Raw genomic sequence first — 20,587 nt, forward strand, 5'->3', positions numbered from 1 at the left:
CTTTGACTTGAAGACGCTGCGCCGTTTAGTGCGCGCCAGACATGATGAAGAGGCTCGCCATCTTTTCGCTCTGGATCGCCGTTCTCGCCGGCAGCGCCGCCCCGCTGCTCGCCCAAGCCGATGCACCGGCATCCTCCGCCGCCGATCAGGCAACGAAGACCCAGGCTGCCGCCGCAGTCGCGTCCGGCAACGCCCGGCCGGAAACACCCGATTTCCTCGAACATCTCGTCGACGCGATCCTCGGGATTTTCAACGTGCGCACCAGCGGCAACACCGCCACGCACTACGCCGTGGCTGCGGTGCTCCTGGTGATCGCGCTGCTCGCCCGGCGCATCGTGACCCTGTTTCTTTTTCCTCTTCTCAAGCGGTTCGCGTCGCGCACCCGCACGACCCTGGACGACAAGCTCTTTCCTGCCCTCGAGGCTCCGGTGTCCGCCTTCATCATGCTGGTGGGCATCTTCGCCGCCCTCCGCGTGCTGAAACTCAGCGCCGCGGCCGACCAGGCGATCAGCTACGGCTCCCGCGTCGCCTTCTCCATCGCCGTTTTCTGGATCCTTTGGCGCGCGTTTCAGGCCGTGCTCGATCACGGCAGCGAGATCGCCCGCAACCGCCAGCTCGGAATCGCGGCGTTCATGCCTTGGATCAAGAAGTCGTTGATGACGGTGTTCGTCATCTTCGGCGTGCTCCTCACGATCCAGAGCCTCGGCTACGACGTGAAAGCGATTCTCGCCGGTCTCGGTATCGGCGGCCTGGCCTTCGCCCTCGCCGCGCAGGACACGCTCGCCAACATCTTCGGCGCCGTCGTCGTCGCCGTCGATCAGCCGTTCAAACTCGGCGAGGTCGTGAAGATCCAGGGCAACGTCGGCGCGGTCGAGGACATCGGCGTGCGCTCCACGCGCATCCGGCTGTCAGACAAATCCCTGATGGTGATCCCCAACAAGACCGTGGCCGGCGAAACGATCACCAATCTCTCGCGTTTCACCCGCCGCCGCTTCGAACAAGTGATCGGCCTCACCTACGACACTTCGCCGGAACAGATGGCGGCGATGGTCGAGGAGATTCGCAACATCATCAAGGCGCAGCCCGAGGTCGACCCCGGCAGCATCATCGTTTTTTTCCGCGACCTCAGCGCCTCCTCGCTCGACATCTGGATGGTCTACGAATGCGCCGGACCGGACTTCATCGCGGCGATGAACGCGAAACAGCGCATCAATCTGCAGATCATGCGCACGGTCACCGCCCGCGGGCTGTCGTTCGCCTTTCCCACCCAGACCCTTCATCTCGAAGGCGAGGCGATGCAGAAGATCGCGGCGAGCTACGACCGGCAACCGCCGACCCCGTCCGCGTAAACCGCGCCGGGGCTTTGCCCGGAGCTACGCGAGGGTTTTCCGAAACCGCGAGACGGCAAACGCCATCACCACCACGCCCAGCGCCAGGAGCGCCAGAACCTGCGGCCAGAGCACGTCGAAGCCCACGCCTTTCAGGAACACACCGCGAATCAGAATCAGGAAATAGCGCAGCGGATCGAGATACGTGAGCCACTGCACCGGTTCCGGCATATTGGCGATCGGATAGACAAACCCCGACAACAACATCGCGGGAAAAAAGAAAAAGAAGGTCGTCATCATCGCCTGCTGCTGTGTGCGGCTCACCGTCGAGATGAAGAGCCCGATACCCAGCGTGCTGAGCAGGAAGAACGTCGCGCCCGCGAGCAGCAACAGGAAGCTGCCGCGCATCGGAATATCGAACCAATACAGTCCGACCACGGTCACCAGCACGACGTCGACGTAGCCGATCACCACGAATGGCGCGCACTTTCCGAGGATGAACTCCACCGGCCGGATCGGCGTCACCATGATCTGCTCGATCGTCCCCGCCTCCTTTTCCCGCACGATCGCCATGCTCGTGAGCATCAGGCTCACGAGCATCACGAGCATCGCGATGACCCCGGGCACGTAGAAATTGCGACTCTCCAGATCTGCATTGAACCACGCCCGCGCGCGCAGATCCGCCTCGCCCACCGGCACCTCCCGCCCGAGCTGCCGCTGCACCCGCTGCAGCAGCATCTCGCCGTTGAACGTGTTCGCGATCGTCATGCCGTAGTTCAGCACGAACCGCGCGGTGTTCGAATCCGAGCCGTCCACGATCAGCTGCGCGACCGCCGTGCGATCCGATTCCAGTGCGGCCGCGAACTGCGGGTTGATCTGCAGGACCGCCGACGCGTCGCCCCGATCGAGCGCCCTGGCCGCCGCCCTCTCGTCCGCGGTCGCCAGCACCAAATCGAAATATCCCGAACCGGTGAACCGCGCCGCCAGCTCCCGGCTCGCCGGCGTGTTGTCCCGGTCGATCAGCACGAGTTTCACATGACGCACGTCGAGCGTCACCGCGTATCCAAAAATCAATGTCTGGATCAGCGGTACGCCGAAGATCACCACCCGCATGCGCGGATCCCGAAACACCGAGCGAAACTCCTTGCGGAGCATGGTCAGGATGCGTTCCCACATGGCGCGCTCACCCCAGTTTTTTCCGGAACCGCACGATCGCGAGTCCCGTGACGATCGCGGCAAACACCGCCAGGAATACGGCGTCGGGCCACAGCTCAGCCAGTCCCACGCCGCGGAGAAAAATTCCCTTCACCAGCGCGACGTAATAGCGCGCGGGCACGATGTAGGTGATCGCCTGCACCGGCGCCGGCATGTTCGTGATCGCGAACATGAAGCCCGACAGCAGGAACGCCGGGAGGAAGGTCGACACCATGGCGAACTGACTCGCGAGCAGCTGCTGCCGGGCGAGCGTGCTGATCAGGATCCCCTGCGCCAGCGTGCCGACGACGAACAGCGCCGACACCGCGAACAACAGCGCGACGCTGCCGCGCAGCGGCACCTCGAAGAGAAACACCGCCATCGACACCGCGATCACGACGTTCAACAGCCCCACGCCGAAATACGGCAGGAGTTTCCCGAGAATCAGCTCGGACGCCCGCACCGGGGTCGACACCAGCTGCTCCATCGTGCCGCTCTCCCACTCGCGCGCCACCGTAAGCGACGTCAGCAAGGCCGCGATCAATCCCATGATCACCGCGATGATTCCCGGAATGATGAAGTTCTTCGATTCCAGGTCGGCGTTGAACCACACGCGCGGGCGCAGCTCTAGCGCCGGCTCCGGCGCGCGGCCGAGTTCGCGCTGCACCTGCGCCAGCGTGACCTCGCGGTTGAACGTCTGCGTGATCGCCTGCGCGTAGCCGAGCACGATGCCGGCCGTGTTCGAATCGGAGCCGTCCACGATCGCCTGCACCGGCGCCACTCGCCTCCCATCAAGTTCGGCCGCGAAATCCGGCGGGATCACCAGCGCGATCCACGCCTGCCGGGTATCGATCGCCCGCTCGAGCTCCGCGTAGCTGCCGACCGCGCCTTGAAAGCTGAAGTAGCGCGACTGGGAAAATCGCGCCACGTAATCCCGGCTCGCCGGTGTCGCGCTCTGATCCCACGCCACCAGCGGCACGCGATCCACATCCAGCGTCAGCGCGTAGCCGAACAGCAGGATCATCACCAACGGGATGCCGATCGCCAGGATCAGGCTCCGCGGATCGCGCCAGATGTGGATCGCTTCCTTGCGGGCCACCGCCCAGAGCCGTCGCAGGTTCATCGCCGCACCTCCGCCTGGTTGCCGTCGCTCCGGTCCCTTGCCTCGATCAGCGACACGAAAACGTCCTCGAGCGTCGGCGTGATGCGCTCCACCCGCGCCGCCGCCACCCCGGCGCGCGCCAGCGCCGCGCGAATCGCCCGCTCCGCCGCCGCCGCATCCGCGGCCACCGCGTGCAGCCCGCGGCCGAACAACGCGACTTCCTTCACCTCCGGCAAACGCTCGACCGCGAGCATCGCCTCGTTGGGCCGCTCGCATTGCACTTCGAGCACGGCCTCCGCCATGTGACGCGTCTTCAATTCGCGCGGCGTTCCCAACGCGATGAGTTCGCCGCGATAAATGATCCCGAGCCGGTCACAATACTCCGACTCCTCCATATAGTGCGTCGTCACAAAGACCGTCACGCCTTGCGCCGACAGCGCGTAGATCAGATCCCAGAACTGCCGCCGGCTGTTCGGATCCACGCCCGAAGTCGGTTCATCGAGAAACAGGATCGGCGGCTCGTGCAGCACCGCGCAACCGAGCGCCAGCCGCTGCTTCCATCCGCCCGACAACGTCCCGGTGCGCGTGTCGCGATGTTCCGTCAACCCCGCCATCCCGAGCACCCAGTCCTTGCGCGGCCCTTTCTTCTCCCGTGGCAAGCGATAGATGCCGCTGTAGAAATCGATGTTCTCCTCCACCGTCAGCTCGTCGTAGAGCGAGAACCGCTGGCTCATGTAGCCGATGCGTGTCTTGATCTTCTCCGCTTCGCGCCCGAGGTCGAAACCGGCGACGCTTCCGCGGCCCGCCGTCGGCGCCAGCAGGCCGCACAGCATCCGGATCGTCGTCGACTTGCCCGCGCCGTTCGGTCCCAGAAACCCGAAAATCTCGCCGCGCTTCACCGCGAACGAAACGCCCGCCACCGCGCGGAACGCACCGAACCGCTTCTCGAGATCGTGCACCTCGACCACCATCTCGTCGCGCTGGAAGGCCGGAGCAGTCATGACCGCGGCGAAACCTCACGATCCGGACCGGCGCCCGCCAGCACCGCGACGAACACGTCCTCCAGCGACGGCTCGATCCGCTGGATCGACTCGATCGGCAGCTCCGCTGCGCCGGCCAGAGCGCGAACGCGACCGGCGACGCCGGCGACCGGATCCTCAGTGTCGGAATTTCGGATACGCACCGCCACATGCAGCCGGTCACCGAACAACCCGACCGACGCCTCCGGCCACCCCTCGCGCAGCGCCGCCGCAAGCCGGCGCGGCGCGGACGTGCCGATCTCCACCAGCACGCCGGGCATCATCGCCTTGACCTCGTCGGGCGTGCCCAAGCCGATCAGCCGGCCGCGATGCAGCAGGCCAAGTCGGTTGCAGCGCTCCGCTTCGTCGAGATACGCGGTCGAAACGAAAATCGTCACCCGCTCGCGCACGAGTTGATACAGAATCCGCCAGAAATCGCGCCGCGACACCGGGTCGACGCCGTTCGTCGGCTCGTCGAGAAACAGCACGCGCGGCGTGTGGATCAACGCGCACGCGAGTCCGAGCTTCTGCTTCATCCCGCCCGAGAGGTTCCCCGCCTGGCGGTGACGAAAGGGCGTGAGATTGCTGAAGCCGAGCAGCTGTTCGATTTTTTCGGCGCGACCGCGTGTCGGCACGCCGTAGATATCGGCGTAGAAGTCGATGTTTTCCGCGACGGTGAGATCGGGATACAGCCCGAACCGCTGGCTCATGTAGCCGATGCGCTCCTTCAAGCGTTCGTCGTCCGCCCCGACCGTGCAGTCGGCGACGACGGCGCGACCACCCGTCGGCGCCAGAATCCCCGTCAACATGCGCATCGTGGTCGTCTTGCCCGCGCCGTCCGGTCCGACGAGCCCGAAGATCTCGCCTTCCGCCACCTCGAGCGACAGACCGTCGACAGCCACGACACCGTCGAAGCGGCGCGTCAGCGCCTCGGTGCGGATCGCCGGCATGACGGGCTTCGTATTCATCTCGCCATTACGATCCGTGCGAAACGATCACATCCGCCGGCATGCCCGCCTTCAGCTCGCCGTCCGGGTTGTCGACGTAGACCTTGACGCGGAAAACCAACCGCGTGCGCTCCTTGGTCGTCTGCACCGTTTTCGGCGTGAACTCCGCTTCGGTGGCAATGAAACCGATCCGCCCCTCATAGGTTTTGTCAGGAAACGTATCCGTCCGCACCGCCGCCTTACCGCCGAGCTTGATGCGGCCGAGATCCGTCTGGTTCACGTAGGCGCGCACCCATAGGTGCACGGTATCGGCCACGGTCACGACGGGCGTGCCGGGCGAGACGAACTCGCCGACCTCGATGTTGTGCGAGAGCACGACGCCGGTCAGCGGCGACACAAGCCGGGTGTTGTCGAGCTGGGTTTCGGCCAGGGCGACGGCAGCGCGCGCCTGCTCGACCCGCGCCCGTCCCTGCCGGATCGTCTCCTCGCGGGGACCGAGCCGCGCGAGCTTCAGTCGCTCGTTGGCCTCGACCGCGCGCGCCTCCGCGACGCGATATTGCGCCTGGGCCGCTTCGAAATCGCGCTGGGCGATCACGTCGCCGCCGCGCAGCTCCTGCGACCGCTGGAAATCGAGCCCCGCCCGCTCGCGCTCCGCCTCGGCGCTGCGCCAGGTCGCCTCCACCGCGGCGATTTCCTCGGGCCGCGAACCTGCCTCCAGTTCATCCAGGGCGGCAGTCGCGACGCCAAGCTCGGCGCGGCGCAACGCGAGCTGCTCCTTCTGCTCGGAGTCGTCGAGTTGAGCGATCAATTGTCCCGCCGTCACCGCATCGCCCTCCGCCACCGGGCGCGCGACGACGCGGCCGGCGATCTTGAATCCCAGCTGGGGATCGACGACCTCGAGGTTGCCGGACAGCACGAGTTCGCCGCCACCGCGGCCCGGCTCCCGAGAGCAGCCCCCGAGCACCAGCAAACCCAGCGTCGTGGCGAGCCGCACCCAACGCCGCCAGGCGCGGTCATGTTGCGAGGTATTTTTCATAGTCTTTGCGTCCCGCGGGCGTGAGCAGCCCGCTGAAGAACAGGTTGAGGGCCTTTTCCAAAGTCTGCCGCGGCGTCAGCTGGGTGCGCTCGAGGCTTGCCGGCTGCACCAGGCCGCGGATCGCGTGCAGCCAGAACTCGACGGCGAACGCCGGATCGACCTCGGCCCGCACCCGACCCTCCGCGATCCCGCTGCGAATCAATTTTCCGAATACATAGGGAATGTTCTTCTGCCGGAGCTCCTCCAGCTTCCGATAAATCGCCGGTGCATAACGCTGCAGTTCCCGCAGCAGCGGCGGACTGAGCCGGGCCAGCGTGGAGCCCGCGACGTCCACGACCCCGCTCACCCGCTGCGGAAACGTCAGCGAGGAATCCGTCAGCACCCCGTCCATGCGCACCCGCAGCGACGCGCCGATCGCATCGATGATGCGCTCCACGATTGCGTCCTTGCCGGGGAAGTGCACGTAAAGCGTCTTTTTGCTCACGCCGATCTCGTGCGCGAGTTCGTCCATCGTCAGCGCCGCATAGCCGTGTTCGAAAAGATGGCGGTGCGCGGCGATGAGGATCCGCGCCGCCACGGGCGCTTCGGCAGCATAAAGGAGGTCGATGGATTCAGCCATGCGTCGGCGGATTCGCCGGAAACTGTTAGCGTTTTTTTAGTTTCCAGCAAGCTGTTTTGTTTTCCCGCCGGGTTGAAACGTGGGCGTGCCTGTGCCTCCCTGCGCTCATGTCCGCCGAGGCCAACGTGAAGTCCGAACTTTCCGCGCTGCTGACGCGGCGGGACGGAGCGGCCGTGAAGAAGTATCTGGAGCCGTGGCTGCCGCTGGATCTCGCCCCGATCATCGCGGGCCTGCCGGTGGAGCAGCTCGCCACGCTTTTCCGTCTCGGCTCGCGCGAACTCGCGACGACGGCGTTCGGCTACATGCCGCTGGAGGAGCAACGGAAGCTGCTGAAACTCCTCACGCAGGAACAGGTCGCCGCGTTGCTGAACGCGCTGCCGCCCGACGACCGCACCGCTTTCCTCAACGAACTTCCGCTCGACGTGGCGATGCAGTTGCTGTCGCTGCTCTCGCCCGACGAACGCCAGGTCGCGCAGGCGCTCCTCGCTTATCCCGAGCACAGCGTGGGCCGCATGATGACGCTCGACTACGTCGCCCTCCGGCCGGAGTGGACGGTGCGCGAAGCGCTCGACTACATCCGCACGCACGGCTACGACCGCGAGACGCTCAACATCGTCTTCGTCGTCGATGCCGCCGGCCATCTGCTCGACGACGTCCGCGTCCGCCGGCTCCTGCTCTCGCCGCTCGACCGTCCCATCCGCGAGCTGCTCGACGGCAATTACGCCACGCTGCGGCCGAGCGACGATCGCGAGAAAGCCCTTGAGATTTTCCGCAAGTTCGACCGCGTGGCGCTGCCCGTCACCGACGAGGCGCAGAAGCTCATCGGCATCGTGACCGTCGACGACATGCTCGACGTCGCCGCGGAGGAGGCCACGGAAGACATCCAGAAGCTCGGCGGTTCCGAGGCGCTCGACGAACCCTACACGCGCATCGCTCTTTCGCGCATGATCCGGAAGCGCGCGAGCTGGCTCGTCATCCTTTTCATCGGCGAGATGCTGACGGCGACCGCGATGGCATTTTTCGAGGACGAGATCGCCCGCGCCGTCGTGCTCGCGCTTTTCGTTCCGCTGGTGATCAGCTCGGGCGGCAACGCCGGCTCGCAGGCGGCGACGCTGGTGATCCGGGCGCTCGCGCTGGGCGAGTTTCACCTGCGAGACTGGTGGCGGGTCATGCGACGCGAGCTGATCGCCGGCACCGCGCTCGGCTTTATTCTCGGCACGATCGGGTTTCTCCGCATCGCGCTCTGGTCGGCCTTTTCCCACGTGTATGGGCCGCATTGGCTGCACGTCGGAGTCACGGTCGGCCTCGCCCTCGTGGGCATCGTGCTTTGGGGCTCTTTGGTGGGTTCGATGCTGCCGCTGGCGCTCAAGCGGCTGGGCTTCGACCCTGCAACGTCGAGCGCGCCGTTCGTGGCCACGTTGGTGGACGTCACGGGCCTGGTGATCTATTTCAGCGTCGCGTATGTGGTCCTGAGCGGGACCATGCTCTAGGCCGGCCCGCCGCTTGACGGCCCCGGCGCGCCGACGTTTAGTGCCCGCGATGTCATCGGTGCGCACCCAAGTCCGCCTCCTGCCTGCCGCCCTGCTGCTGATCGGCGCGGGACTGCCGGCGCACGCCGCGGATCCGCTCGCGGTGCCCTCGCCGTTCCTGCCTCCTGGCAATGTGGCCGGCAGCGCGTCGGCACCCACGCCGGATGCGCCGCTGGAGTTGCGCGGCATCATGGCCGCGGGCGACGATTACATGTTCAGCATTTACGATCCTGCCCATCGCACGAGCACCTGGCTGCGCCTGAACGAAGCCGGTCGTGAAATTGTGGTGACAGGCTTCGATCAAGAGCGCGACACGGTGACGGTCGAGAGCCAGGGGCGCGTCCTCACCCTCGCGTTGAAAACGGCCAAGGTGGCGTCGGCTCCCGCCACGCCGCCGCCCGTCGCCGCTCCGGCCGCGCCGCAGCCGATCGGCGGACCCGTGGTCTTGAATCCCACCCCCGCCGACGAACAACGCCGCCTCGAAGCGATCGCGGCCGAGGTGAACCGCCGGCGCATGATTCGTCAGCAGGCGCTGCAGAACAGTCGCGGCGCCCAGCAGGGCAACCAGCCGGCGCGGCCCGGCCCGACGCAGCCTTGATCCCGGCGACCGCGCTCGTCGGCCGTATGCGGAGCGCGACTCGCGTCTCGCGCCGACGCGATCCCGAAAAACCTTTTGTGTGAGCACGGGTCAGTGCTCACGTTGACCCTCCGCATGCCGACCGTTTCCGCCTCACCGAGCCTGACCAACGGCGAGCTCATCCGCCGGCTGTTCGCGCTCACGTGGCGCTACCGCGGCGGCTGCCTGAAGGTGCTGCTCATCCAGCTCGTGCTGCTGTCGATGGGCATCGTAGGCCTCAGTTTCACGGGCCTCGGCATCGATTATATCCGGCACAAGATTTCCGGGATTCCGCTCACGCCGAATCCGCTTCATCTCGCGCTGCCCGACGAGTGGCCCTGGCAGCACGTGCTCGGGATGCTCGCCGGCCTGATCCTGGTCCTGGCGCTCGCACGCGCGCTGCTCAATTACACCTATTTCGTTTCGGTCAACAAACTCGTGCAGCAACGGCTCGTGGTCGATCTCCGCGGCCAGGTTTACGACAAGCTGCAACGGCTGAGCTTCCGTTTCTTCGATGCCAACACCACCGGCTCGATCATCACGCGTGTGACCAGCGACGTGCAATCCGTGCGGATGTTCGTCGACCAGGTGCTGATCCAGAGCGTGATCATGCTCGTGTCGCTCTCGGCCTACATCGTTTACATGGCGAGCCTGAGCCCGGCGCTGACGCTCGCCTGCCTCGCCACCACGCCGGTCCTGTGGGGCCTCGCCGCCTGGTTTTCGAAAAAGATCCAGCCCGCCTACGCGAAGAACCGCACGCTCGTGGAAAAAATGGTCCAGACGCTCGCCGAAAGCGTGCAGGGCATCGCCGTCACGAAGGGCTTCGGCCGCGAGGCGGAAGACCGTGCGCGTTTCGACGCCGCCAACCAGGCCTGTTTCGAACAGCAGCGCGGGATCTTCTGGCGCGTGAGCCTGTTCTCGCCGGCCGTGGGTTTCCTCACCCGCGTCAACATGATGGTCCTGCTTGGCTACGGCGGCTGGCTCGTCGCGCACGATCAGCTCCCGCTCGGCGCCGGTCTCGTGGTGTTCGCCGGGCTGCTCGAGCAGTTCTCCGGCCAGGTGAACAACATCGCGACCATCGTGAACAGCGTGCAGCAATCGCTGATCGGCGCGCGCCGCGTCTTCGAAATCCTCGACGCGCCGGTCGAGGTCCAGAACATCGCCCAACCCGTCCGCCGCGCGCGGTTGCAGGGCGCGGTGCGCTTCGACCACGTGACGTTCACGTATCACCCGCTCGCCATCGCGACCGGCGGCGCCGCCACCCCCGAGCCGGTGCTGCACGACATCTGCCTCGATGTGAAGCCCGGCCAGTGCGTGGCGATCCTCGGCGCGACCGGGGCCGGCAAGAGCGTATTGATGAGCTTGATACCGCGGTTCTACGACCCGACCTCCGGGAGCGTGCTGATCGACGGCATCGACGCGCGCCGGCTGCACCTCGACGATCTCCGCCGCAACATCGGCCTGGTTTTCCAGGAAAGCTTTCTCTTCTCCAACACCATCGGCGCGAACATCGCGTTCGGTCATCCCGGCGCCACCCCCGAACAGATCGAGAAGGCCGCCCGCATCGCCGCCGCGCACGACTTCATCATGGCCCTGCCCAAGGGCTACGATACCGTGCTCGGCGAGAGCGGCAGCAGCCTCTCCGGCGGGCAGCGCCAGCGGCTCGCGATCGCCCGCGCGGTGCTGCTCGAGCCCGCGATCCTCCTGCTCGACGATCCGACCGCGGCGATCGACAGCGAGACCGAGCACGAGATTTTCGAAGCGCTCGATCGCGCCATCGCCGGACGGACGACCTTCATCGTCGCCCACCGCCTCAGCACGCTGCGCCGCGCCGATTTCATCGTCGTCATGGACGACGGCCGCATCGTCCAGCAAGGCACGCACGCCGAGCTCATGCGCGTGCCCGGCCCGTATCTCCGCGTCGCCCGGCTGCAACTCGTCGACAGCCGCGACCTCGAGCAGTTGAAGCTGAAGGAGGGCGCCGCATGAGCTCGGCCGCCGGCTCCAAACCCACCAACGTGCTTGTCCATCGCACCCGCGACGACGAGGACGACGATCAGTTCAAACCGCTCGAGTGGGGCCTGATCCGCCGGCTCTTCGGCTACACCGGCGCGGTCGCCGCGAAGCGAAACTGGCTGATCGCGCTCACGCTGCTCCGGTCCGCGCAACTCCCGGCGCTGACCTGGCTCACCGCCGAGATCATCAACGGGCCGATCACCTCGCGCAACCTGGCCGGCCTCGCGGTCGGCGTCGGTTGCTACGCGCTGCTCGCGATCTCGACCGACGGCATCTTTCACTTCCGGCAGCGCTTCGCGCTCGAGATCGGCGAATCCGTGGTGAACCAGCTCCGCGCCGAGATCTTCTCCCGCACCCAGCGGCAGCCGATGAGCTTCTTCCATCGCGTGAAGATCGGGCGTATCATCAGTCGTGTTACAAGCGACGTCGAGGCCCTGCGCGTCGGCATCCAGGACGTTTTCTTCGTCAGCATCATCCAGTTCGGCAGCATGCTCTTCGCGGCCGCCGTGATGGCGTGGGCCGACTGGATCATGTTTCTCGTCGTGGCCGGCATGGCGCCCGTGCTCTGGCTGATCAACAACCACTTTCGCATGGAGCTCAGCCGCCATTCGCGCGCGTCGAGCGAGAGTTTCAGCCGCGTGACCGCGACGCTCGCCGAATCCGTCAGCGGCATGCGCGTGACGCAGGGGTTCGTGCGGCAGGAGACCAATGCCGGCCTTTTCCGCAGCCTGCTCTCCGATCACGCGCGCTATAGCATCGCGCTCGCCCGCACGTCGGCGATCCTCACGCCACTGCTCGAGCTCAACAGCCAGTTCTTCATTTCGATCCTGCTCCTCTTCGGCGGCTGGCGCGTGTTTCACGGCGACATGACGATCGAGGGGCTGATCATGTTCTTCTTTCTGGCGAACCAGTTCTTCTCGCCGATCGCGTCCATCGGCACGCAATACAACAACGCCCTCACTGCGATGGCCGGTGCCGAGCGGGTCTTCCGGCTGATCGACGCGAAACCGGATTGGGAGGATGCGCCTGACGCCATCCCGCTTCCCGACCCCCGCCTCGCTGCCGCCCAAGATTCTACCGCAAGCGGCGCCGCCGCCGGCACGCGCGGGATGCACGTCGCGTTTCGCAACGTTTCGTTCGGCTACGATCCCGCGCGCCTGATTTTGCATGACGTCAACTTCACCGCCGAGCCCGGCCAGACGATCGCGCTGGTCGGCCACACCGGCAGCGGCAAGAGCTCCATCATCAACCTTGTATCGAAATTTTACCTACCGACGCGAGGCGAGGTGCTCATCGACGGCCGGGAGATCCGCACGCTGACCAGCCAGTCGCTGCACCGCCAGACGGGCATGGTGCAGCAGGCCAACTTCCTCTTCAGCGGCAGTGTGCTCGAGAACATCCGCCTCGCGCGGCCGGATGCGACCGACGCCGAGGTGCGCGATGCGGCGCGACAGCTCGACTGCCTCGACATCCTGGAGGCGCTGCCCGCCGGACTTTTCACCGAGGTCGGCGAGCGCGGCGCCGGGCTTTCGGTGGGTCAGCGCCAGTTGATCTGCTTCACACGCGCACTGCTCGCCGATCCGCGCCTGGTCATTCTCGACGAGGCTACGAGCTCGATCGACGCGTTGACCGAAGCCCGCCTGCAGAAGGCGCTCGTCGAACTCCTGCGCGGCCGCACGAGCTTCATCGTGGCCCACCGGCTCAGCACGATTCGGCACGCGGACCTCGTGCTGGTGCTCGATCAAGGACGTATCATCGAACGCGGCACGCATCGCGAGTTGCTGGCGCTGCGCGGTCATTACGCAACGCTTTACGGCCAGTTTATACAGTCCGACGAGCGATCCTGAGCCGTCGTTCCGTCCGCGATCCGGTCCGCTTCTCCCTCTACAAATGTTAAGATTCTCCTAGGCAAACCGGCCGTTTTCCCTCTAGAAGGGCATTGCTTTCGAGGGAAAGCATCCTACAACCCAAAAATCATTATGGCTAAAAAATCCGCTCGCAAACCGAACGCTGCATTCATGAAACCGGTCACGCCCGACGCCGCTCTCGCCGCCGTCGTGGGCTCGAATCCGATGCCCCGCACCGAGCTCACCAAGAAGCTCTGGGCCTATATCAAGAAGAACGGTCTGCAGGACAAGAAGGTTAAGACCCAGATCAACGCCGACGACAAGCTGAAGCCGGTGTTCAACAACAAGAAGTCCGTGTCGATGTTCGAGATGACGAAGCTCGTCTCGGGCCACGTCTCCTGATCGGACTCCCGCTGATTTTTCCGACCGCCGCGGCTCGCGCCCCGGCGGTTTTTTTGCGTCCGTTGCGAAGGGTCCCGGCGCCCTTCGAGGTTGCACGCACTCCGGTGACCGGGCTAGATGCGCGCAACTCCAGCCAGCAATGCCCTTTCCGATCACCAGCCGGACATCGCTCGCCATCGCCACCGCGATCATCGTCCTGACCGGTATTGGCGCGGGGATCTGGCGCTATCACGAAGCCGGCACCACCCTCCTCCGCAGTTTCGAGGTGAAGGTCCTCCGGTCCTCCGTCGCGTTCGACCCCGCGCGGGTGGCGCGCTTGAGCGGCACCGCCGACCCCGCCCCCGACTCCGACTACGCGCGTGTAAAAGCGCGGCTGATACGCCTCAAGCACGTCGAGCCCACCGTGCGCTCGGTTTATCTGCTGCGCCGCCTCCCCGGCACCCAGACATTCATCTACCTTGCCGATGCGGAGACGGAAGGATCCGCGTCGCTCGTCCGGCCCGGCGACGAACGTCCCGCCGCCCAGGACTCGGCCGCCCTGCGTCAGCTCCTGCTGAACGGCCAGACGCAGGCCGAGGGGCCGCTCCGCGGCCAGTTCGGCCCCCGCATCGTCGGCTATGCCCTGATCGGCGAACCGTCATCCGACCGGCCCACGGAGGTGCTCGGCGTCGAGTTCTCGGCCGAAGATTGGGAGAAGACACTCTGGACCGCCGCGCTCGGCACCGCCGGTTACGTCTGGCTTTTTCTGATCCTTCCGCTCGTCGCGCTGGTCTCCACGCGCAAGCAGGCCCAGCAGCGCGACGCTTTGCGCAACCTCACCGAGGCGATGGATCAGGGGCATTCCGCCGTCCTCATCGTCGACACGAACCAGCGCATCGAATACGCGAATACAGGTTTCTGTCGCCAGCTCGGCTACAGCCGTCGCGATCTCATCGGCCGTCCGCTCCGCGAATTCCAGGGCACGGAAACCCAGCCTGAGGTCGCCGCCGAGATCCTCACCAGCATGCGCGCCGGACGCAACTGGACCGGCGAATGGTTCATGCGCCGCCAGGACGGCGCGCTCCTCCCCGTGCGCGGCAGCATCACTCCCGTCAAGGACCGCAATCAAACCATCCGCAGCTTCGTCGCCGTCTTCGAGGACATCAGCGAAGTCCGCCGCACCGAGCGGCTGCTGCGCGAGGCCAAGGAACGCGCCGAGGCCGGCGATCGCGCCAAGGGTCAGTTCCTCGCCACCATGAGCCACGAGGTCCGGACGCCGCTCAACGGCATCGTCGGCTTCGCCAGCCTACTCCTCGACACCGAGCTCACCCCCGAACAGCAGGAATACGTCGAGACCATCCGCACCAGCAGCGAAACGCTCATCCAGCTGACGGGCGACATCCTCGATTACGCGCGCATCGAGTCCGGCCGGCTCAAGCTCGAGCCGCAACCGTGCGACCCGCGCGAATGCATCGAAAACGCGCTCGATCTCGTCGCCGCCGCCTCCGTCCAGAAGAACATCGAGCTGCTCCACTGGGTCGAAGATGGCGTGCCCGCCGCGATCGTCGCCGACGTCGGCCGCCTGCGGCAGGTGATCGTCAACCTCGTCAACAACGCCGTCAAATTCACCGCCGACGGCGAGGTCGAGGTTCGCGCCCGCCTCGTGCGTATCGAGGCCCCGATGGTCGAGCTGACCACGTCCAGCGCCCCGCCGGTTTCCGTCACCCGCTGCGTGCTCGAATTCTCGGTGCGCGACACCGGCATCGGCATCGCCCCCGAGCACCACCACAAGATTTTCCGTCCGTTCAGCCAGGTCGACGACTCCACCACGCGCCGCTTCGGTGGCACCGGCCTCGGACTCGCGATCTGCAAAAACATCGTGGAGCTGATGGACGGATCCATCTCGTTCGCCAGCGAGCCGAACCGCGGCTCCACGTTCACCTTCAGCATTCGCGTCCCTGTCCACACCGCCGCCACGTCGCCCGTCCCACGCCCGCTGCACGAACGCTCGGTGGCGATCTCGACGAAACATCCCGCGCTGCGCGACGAACTCGCGCATCTCGTCGAACGCCTCGGCGGCCGCGCCCTCTCCGCCAGCGTCGCCGAGCTCGTCCAGCGAACCGACTGGGATCTGGCGCTGCTCGATCTCTCCGGCGCCGAGGCGATGGAAATCGCCAGCCAACGCGAACCGCGTCCCGGGCTGCCGCCCGAAAAACTGGTCGCCATCGTGCCGATGGTGCTGCCCGGCGAGCTGCGCTCCGCCTTGCGGACGCACTTCCGACTCGTGCTGAACAAGCCGCTGCACCACGACATGCTCGGCAGTCTGCTCGGCGCGCCGCCGCTTCCAGTCCCGCCCGCCCCGGCGACGAGTGGCCCCGCGCCTTCGGGCGAGGCCGAGGGCCTGTCGCCCCTTTCGCTGCGCGTGTTGATCGTGGAGGACAACGCCGTCAACCAGCGCCTCATTCAAAAGGTCGTGGCAAAACTCGGCTGCGAATGGGCGGTCGCTTCGAACGGTCGCGTCGCCCTCGAAGAACTCACCCGCCACGTCCCTGACGTCGTGCTCATGGACCTGCACATGCCGGAACTCGATGGTCTCACCGCGACCACAAAGATCCGGGCCGGAGCGGCCGGCGCGGCGGCGAAGGACGTGTGGATCATCGCCCTCACCGCCGATGCTCGCGAGGAACAGCGCGAGCGAACGCTCGCCGCCGGCGCGGACGACTACCTGACAAAGCCGGTGCAACTCGATCACGTTCGCGAGGCGCTGCTGCGTTTTCTCCGGCGGCGCCGCGGCTGACCCGCGCAGCCAATTCCCTTGGCGCCGTCGTCCGGCGCCGGCAGTTTGAGCGGTCCTCGACTCATGCACCGCGCCACGCCCAAATCGCCGCAGCATACGCAAGCGCTCCTCGCACTGCTGCTCGCGAATCTTTGTTGGGGCCTCAGCTTCCCGCTGATCAAGGCCATCGGTTTCGTGCACGCGCAACTGACTCCCGGCGTCAGCTCGTGGTTCATCACCGCGTCGACGCTCGCCCCGCGGTTTCTGCTCGGCGCCCTCGTGGTCGGCATGTTTTCCCTCCGAACGTTGCGCACGCTCACGCGCAGCGAGCTCCGGCAAGGCGTGGGCCTCGCGCTGTTTTCCGTCGCCGGCATGGTATTTCAAAACGACGGCCTGCTGTTCACCTCGGCCTCCACGTCGGCCTTTCTCACGCAGCTCTACGCGATCACGATCCCCGTCTGGCTGGCGCTGCGCGCGCGCCGCAGCCCTTCCGCCACGGTCTGGACCAGCTGCGCACTCGTCGTCGCCGGCGTCGCCGTGCTGGCGCAGCTCGACTGGCGCGACCTGCGACTCGGCCGGGGCGAGCTCGAAACCTTGATCTGCTCCCTGTTTTTCATGGGCCAGATCCTCTGGCTCGATCGCGCCGAGTTTGCGAACAACCGCGCCCTGCCGGTGACCTTCCTGATGTTTCTTCTCCAGGGACTCGCCACGGCCGGGATGGCCGTCGTCACGGCGCCTCAGCTCGGGGATCTGCTGACGCCCTGGACCTCGGGCCCGTGGGTCGCGTTCATGCTGACGCTGACGCTTTTCTGCACCGTCGGCGCGTATACGTTGATGAACGCATTTCAGCCCAAGATCACGGCCACCGAGGCCGGCCTGATTTACTGCGTCGAACCGGTCTTCGCGTCCATCCTCGCGCTGTTTCTCCCCGCCTGGCTCGCCACGTTCGGCGGTTTCGATTATCCCAACGAGACCGCCACCGCGAGCCTGCTGATCGGTGGCGGGTTGATCACGGCCGCGAACGTGCTGATCCAGCTCAATCCGCCGCCAAAGGCTCGCGCACCCTGACCGGAGCGCCGCCGCCGGCGCGAAGGGACAACACCGCCCGCCACGTCACGGCCCCCAGCACGATCGCGCCGCCGATCATCGCGCGGGAGCCCGGCCGCTCGCCCAGCATCAGCAACACCCAGAGTGGATTCAGCACGGGCTCGAGCACCGTGATCAACACCGCCTCGAGCGCCGTCACCGATTTGATCGCCCGCGTATAGAAGCGATACGACAGTCCGAGTTGCACGATGCCCAGCAGGAGCAACGCTCCCCAGCCGGTCAGATCCAGCGACGGCGCGCGCAGGATCCACGGCAAACCGACGAGCCCCGCGAGCAAATTACCCAGGATCACGGACTCCAGCGGCGAGCCGTCCTTCTGATAACGCAGCGACATCGCCATCGCCGCGAAAAACATCCCGCTGAGCACCGCGATTCCGTTGCCCAGCACTGCCGAGAGGTCGAGGCCGTCCGCGAAGAACAAAACCATTCCCGCCAGCACCAGCGCGATCGCCGTCCAATCGACCCGCGTCGCGCGTTCGCCGAGGAACCACGCGCCGAACAACGCAATCCAGACCGGTGCGGAATACTGTAGCAGAATCGCGTTCGTCGCCGTGGTCAGTTTCGTGGCCGTGCAAAACGAGATCGTGCATCCTGCGTAGCAGAACGCTCCCACCAGCTGCGCGCGGGAAAAGTGAAACCGCAACGGTCCGCTCGTCAGGCCCAGGAACACCGCGGCGATCAACCCCCGCGCGCCCGCCACGGCGAGCGGCGGCCACGCGACCGCCTTGATCAAAAGCCCGCCGAGGCTCCAGCACAGCGCCACAGCCACGAGCAATCCGACGCCACGCGTATGTGCGTTCGACATGGATGCGCCAGGCTCTTCCAACGGCGGAGTCGCCGCAATCGGAAAGCCGCGCGTCGCGCCTCAGCGGGCCGCACTCGCCAGCGGCGCCGGCAGATTTCCCCGCCGGCCGGGAGCGTCCGGGCGCGGGGCTCGCAGCACGCGATGATTCACCGTCCGCCGCTGATCCGCGGTCAAGGGCGGCAGCTCCGGCAACACGTCGTTGCGTGCGTCGCTCAACCAGGCCCGCGCCACCGCGCGGAAATTATCCCATCGCTCCGCGATGAAATGATCCCGGCCCGACATCGGGGCGCCGTCGCCTTCGATCGGACCGGCCGCCGCCGCCTGACGCAACAGGCTGCGCCACTCCGTCAACAAGCGATCCAGATCGCCGCGGCCCGCCGATTCCACCTCGTCGAGCACTTCGCGCGTCCGCGCCCGGTCCGCCACCAGCGCGCGCACCGCCTCGCTCGCCCCGGAGCCGTAGTTCACCGGCAAGCCCTCGTGCAGCCAGCCGTCGATCGTCAGCCGCCGGTAGACTCGCGTGCACTCCGCCGCCAGCCGGCCGAGCCGCCGCGGATTCGTCCCGCAAAAACGATCGCCGCCGAACAGGTTCGCGGCGTCGAACACGAGGTCGTCCAGCGGATAACGCCGGTTCTCCAACGCCGCCGCCAGCGCCAGTCCTTCCGGTCCAAGAAATGCGGATACGATCTCCCCGCGCACCGTCAGCCGCAGCCGGCGGTCGAGCACGCCCGTGCGCTGCCATTGCCAGAGCAGCGTCGGCTGCGGCGACAGCGCCAGGCAGGCGGCCCGGTGCCGGCACTCCGCGCAGCCGGGAAACGGATTCCGCTCGCGCCTCACGAGCCGCGCGCGCCCGGTCTCCGTCAATTCGCCGCACGGCAGACCGGCTTGCGCTTCCGGACTCGTGTCGGCCCCGAGGCCGATCCGCGCCTCACTGAAAAACCGTGTCGCCTCCGTCGTCGCCAGCTCCGTCGCCTCGCGTCCGCCGCGGAGTTGACGCAGGAAAAACGCCCACGGCAGCGCCGCCGCACGTTTCAATCGCACCGGCTCCGCCCGCCGCATCCGCGGCGTGCCGCTGCTCACGAGCACATAGCCGGTATCGTCCAACCCCCGCCGGCCCGCCCGGCCGATCATCTGCAGCAGGTCGTGCGGCGCGATTTCGCGGTCGAGCTGATCGTGACGGTAACTGCTCGCCGTGATCAGCACCGAGCGCAGCGAGAAATTGATGCCCGCGCTGAGCCCGAGCGTCGCCACGACCGCGCGGAGTTGTCCGGCCTTGGCCAGCGGCTCGATGACACCGGCCCGCTGGGCGTAGCTGAGCCCGCTGTGATGATAGGCCACGCGGCCGCGCAAGAGCCGCGACAGCGCCGGCCCGCACAACTGCTCCTGCTCGGGCGTAAGCGTCAGCGGATCGGCCAGCGGCAGCTCGCGCGCAAACTGCCGCGCGAGCCGTTCCGCATCGCGGCGATGCGGCGCAAACACCAGCACCGGTCCGAGTCCTTCGCGCAACGCACCCGCCACCCGTTTCGACCAGTAACCTTCGATCACCCGCGGCAGCCCGTGGATCAGATCGTCGACGTCGATCTCCTCGAGCGGCACCGGACGCTCGCGGTGCTGCACGACTTCGGCGTCGCGGCCGAGCCGCGCCAACCAGGCCGCCACGTCGCCCGGATTCGCGACCGCGCCGGAAAGGAGCAGCAGTTGCAACTCGCGCGGCGCGGAAAGCAGCACGCCTTCGTAGTGATTGCCACGATGCGTGTCCGCCAGCCAGTGATACTCGTCGACCACGAGCAGCTGAAACGGGTCCGTCGGCCGCGCGGCGCGGGCCCGCTGCCGCTCGTGGCCCGCCGGGGTCACGATGAGGCCCTGCACCGCCTCGAGTGTCGCCACCACCACCGGGGCTTCGGTCGCCACACACAGGTCGCCGGTCATGATCCCGACGCGCCAGCCGCGGCTGCGCCACTCCGCGAATTTGTCGTTGGCCAGCGCCCGGGTCGGCACGGTGAACAGCGCGCGTTTCGAAAAATTATTCTGCTCCGCCCAGCGCTCGAAAACGTAGGTCTTGCCCGCGCCGGTCGGGGCGTCGACCACAACGTCGCGTCCCGCTCGCAGGGCCGTCAGCGCGAGCGCCTGCCACCGGTCGGGCAGCATCAGCTTTTGCAAACTTGCAAACGCGTCGGACAGCACGCGCGCAGAGTGGGGGCGGCCGGCGCCCCGGTCAAACGGGCAGCCGGAGAAAGTTCGTTAAAAATTCCCGCGCGGCGTTCG

General features: G+C 66.6%; 16 protein-coding genes. 8 read left to right on the top strand and 8 right to left on the bottom strand.

Features of this window, described 5'->3' with window-relative positions:
- Positions 1-41 precede the first annotated feature (41 nt).
- A complete protein-coding gene (locus AC6RV7_RS17410) occupies positions 42-1,349 on the top strand; it encodes a mechanosensitive ion channel family protein (RefSeq protein WP_500095309.1) in 1,308 nt (435 codons plus the stop codon).
- 24 nt (positions 1,350-1,373) lie between these two features.
- Here AC6RV7_RS17410 and AC6RV7_RS17415 read toward each other — a convergent pair whose 3' ends face one another.
- From AC6RV7_RS17415 to AC6RV7_RS17440, 6 genes are read right to left on the bottom strand one after another with little or no spacing between them, the layout of a single operon-like run.
- Complete coding sequence (locus tag AC6RV7_RS17415) at positions 1,374-2,504, bottom strand: ABC transporter permease (protein ID WP_500095310.1); 1,131 nt, start codon at positions 2,502-2,504, stop codon at positions 1,374-1,376.
- 7 nt (positions 2,505-2,511) lie between these two features.
- On the bottom strand, positions 2,512-3,645 hold the full coding sequence (locus AC6RV7_RS17420) for an ABC transporter permease (RefSeq protein ID WP_500095311.1): 1,134 nt from the start codon (positions 3,643-3,645) through the stop codon (positions 2,512-2,514).
- The gene (locus tag AC6RV7_RS17425) at positions 3,642-4,625 is read right to left on the bottom strand and encodes an ABC transporter ATP-binding protein (protein WP_500095312.1); all 984 of its coding nucleotides are present in this window, start codon (positions 4,623-4,625) and stop codon (positions 3,642-3,644) included. Before AC6RV7_RS17425 ends, AC6RV7_RS17420 begins: the two co-directional genes overlap by 4 nt.
- On the bottom strand, positions 4,622-5,593 hold the full coding sequence (locus AC6RV7_RS17430; RefSeq protein ID WP_500095659.1) for an ABC transporter ATP-binding protein: 972 nt from the start codon (positions 5,591-5,593) through the stop codon (positions 4,622-4,624). The genes AC6RV7_RS17425 and AC6RV7_RS17430 overlap by 4 nt, the downstream gene beginning before the upstream one ends.
- 25 nt (positions 5,594-5,618) lie before the next feature.
- Positions 5,619-6,626 carry an HlyD family secretion protein gene (locus AC6RV7_RS17435; protein ID WP_500095313.1) on the bottom strand — a complete coding sequence of 336 codons (1,008 nt, stop codon included), beginning with the start codon at positions 6,624-6,626 and terminating at the stop codon, positions 5,619-5,621.
- Positions 6,604-7,245: a TetR/AcrR family transcriptional regulator gene (locus AC6RV7_RS17440; protein ID WP_500095315.1), complete on the bottom strand. Its 642-nt coding sequence runs from the start codon at positions 7,243-7,245 to the stop codon at positions 6,604-6,606. Before AC6RV7_RS17440 ends, AC6RV7_RS17435 begins: the two co-directional genes overlap by 23 nt.
- Before the next feature lie 107 nt (positions 7,246-7,352).
- Here AC6RV7_RS17440 and mgtE point away from each other — a divergent pair, with 107 nt between their 5' ends.
- The 7 genes from mgtE to AC6RV7_RS17475 all read left to right on the top strand — a co-directional run bounded on the left by mgtE (position 7,353) and on the right by AC6RV7_RS17475 (position 17,478).
- On the top strand, positions 7,353-8,735 hold the full coding sequence (gene mgtE, locus AC6RV7_RS17445) for a magnesium transporter (RefSeq protein ID WP_500095316.1): 1,383 nt from the start codon (positions 7,353-7,355) through the stop codon (positions 8,733-8,735).
- A 49-nt stretch (positions 8,736-8,784) separates the two neighbouring features.
- Positions 8,785-9,372: a hypothetical protein gene (locus AC6RV7_RS17450; RefSeq protein WP_500095317.1), complete on the top strand. Its 588-nt coding sequence runs from the start codon at positions 8,785-8,787 to the stop codon at positions 9,370-9,372.
- Between the two features lie 114 nt (positions 9,373-9,486).
- Entirely contained in the window at positions 9,487-11,379 is a 1,893-nt protein-coding gene (locus tag AC6RV7_RS17455; protein WP_500095318.1) for an ABC transporter ATP-binding protein, read from the top strand.
- Positions 11,376-13,253, top strand: a complete 1,878-nt coding sequence (locus AC6RV7_RS17460) for an ABC transporter ATP-binding protein (protein WP_500095319.1) — start codon at positions 11,376-11,378, stop codon at positions 13,251-13,253. Before AC6RV7_RS17455 ends, AC6RV7_RS17460 begins: the two co-directional genes overlap by 4 nt.
- Positions 13,254-13,424: 171 nt before the next feature.
- Positions 13,425-13,655 carry an SWIB/MDM2 domain-containing protein gene (locus AC6RV7_RS17465; protein ID WP_500095320.1) on the top strand — a complete coding sequence of 77 codons (231 nt, stop codon included), beginning with the start codon at positions 13,425-13,427 and terminating at the stop codon, positions 13,653-13,655.
- 139 nt (positions 13,656-13,794) lie between these two features.
- Positions 13,795-16,431, top strand: coding sequence for a hybrid sensor histidine kinase/response regulator (locus AC6RV7_RS17470; RefSeq protein WP_500095321.1), 2,637 nt, complete (start codon positions 13,795-13,797; stop codon positions 16,429-16,431).
- Between the two features lie 63 nt (positions 16,432-16,494).
- Entirely contained in the window at positions 16,495-17,478 is a 984-nt protein-coding gene (locus AC6RV7_RS17475) for a DMT family transporter (RefSeq protein ID WP_500095322.1), read from the top strand.
- On the opposite strand, the gene AC6RV7_RS17480 is transcribed toward AC6RV7_RS17475, so the two are convergent.
- Positions 17,447-18,322, bottom strand: a complete 876-nt coding sequence (locus AC6RV7_RS17480) for a DMT family transporter (protein WP_500095323.1) — start codon at positions 18,320-18,322, stop codon at positions 17,447-17,449. The two genes, AC6RV7_RS17475 and AC6RV7_RS17480, sit on opposite strands and share 32 nt — an antisense overlap.
- 60 nt (positions 18,323-18,382) lie before the next feature.
- The gene (locus tag AC6RV7_RS17485) at positions 18,383-20,506 is read right to left on the bottom strand and encodes a DEAD/DEAH box helicase (protein WP_500095324.1); all 2,124 of its coding nucleotides are present in this window, start codon (positions 20,504-20,506) and stop codon (positions 18,383-18,385) included.
- Positions 20,507-20,587 lie beyond the last annotated feature (81 nt).

It is taken from the genome of Opitutus sp. sgz309028, from assembly GCF_059821195.1.

What these genes read in the sequence shown, in the direction of transcription:
- AC6RV7_RS17460 (WP_500095319.1), top strand. Translation starts at nt 11,376, where the DNA reads ATGAGCTCGGCCGCCGGCTCCAAACCCACCAACGTGCTTGTCCATCGC.
- AC6RV7_RS17415 (WP_500095310.1), bottom strand. Translation starts at nt 2,504, where the DNA reads ATGTGGGAACGCATCCTGACCATGCTCCGCAAGGAGTTTCGCTCGGTG.
- AC6RV7_RS17475 (WP_500095322.1), top strand. Translation starts at nt 16,495, where the DNA reads ATGCACCGCGCCACGCCCAAATCGCCGCAGCATACGCAAGCGCTCCTC.
- AC6RV7_RS17480 (WP_500095323.1), bottom strand. Translation starts at nt 18,322, where the DNA reads ATGTCGAACGCACATACGCGTGGCGTCGGATTGCTCGTGGCTGTGGCG.
- AC6RV7_RS17430 (WP_500095659.1), bottom strand. Translation starts at nt 5,593, where the DNA reads ATGCCGGCGATCCGCACCGAGGCGCTGACGCGCCGCTTCGACGGTGTC.
- AC6RV7_RS17435 (WP_500095313.1), bottom strand. Translation starts at nt 6,626, where the DNA reads ATGAAAAATACCTCGCAACATGACCGCGCCTGGCGGCGTTGGGTGCGG.
- AC6RV7_RS17450 (WP_500095317.1), top strand. Translation starts at nt 8,785, where the DNA reads ATGTCATCGGTGCGCACCCAAGTCCGCCTCCTGCCTGCCGCCCTGCTG.
- AC6RV7_RS17470 (WP_500095321.1), top strand. Translation starts at nt 13,795, where the DNA reads ATGCCCTTTCCGATCACCAGCCGGACATCGCTCGCCATCGCCACCGCG.
- AC6RV7_RS17425 (WP_500095312.1), bottom strand. Translation starts at nt 4,625, where the DNA reads ATGACTGCTCCGGCCTTCCAGCGCGACGAGATGGTGGTCGAGGTGCAC.
- AC6RV7_RS17455 (WP_500095318.1), top strand. Translation starts at nt 9,487, where the DNA reads ATGCCGACCGTTTCCGCCTCACCGAGCCTGACCAACGGCGAGCTCATC.
- AC6RV7_RS17420 (WP_500095311.1), bottom strand. Translation starts at nt 3,645, where the DNA reads ATGAACCTGCGACGGCTCTGGGCGGTGGCCCGCAAGGAAGCGATCCAC.
- AC6RV7_RS17440 (WP_500095315.1), bottom strand. Translation starts at nt 7,245, where the DNA reads ATGGCTGAATCCATCGACCTCCTTTATGCTGCCGAAGCGCCCGTGGCG.
- AC6RV7_RS17410 (WP_500095309.1), top strand. Translation starts at nt 42, where the DNA reads ATGATGAAGAGGCTCGCCATCTTTTCGCTCTGGATCGCCGTTCTCGCC.
- AC6RV7_RS17465 (WP_500095320.1), top strand. Translation starts at nt 13,425, where the DNA reads ATGAAACCGGTCACGCCCGACGCCGCTCTCGCCGCCGTCGTGGGCTCG.
- mgtE (WP_500095316.1), top strand. Translation starts at nt 7,353, where the DNA reads ATGTCCGCCGAGGCCAACGTGAAGTCCGAACTTTCCGCGCTGCTGACG.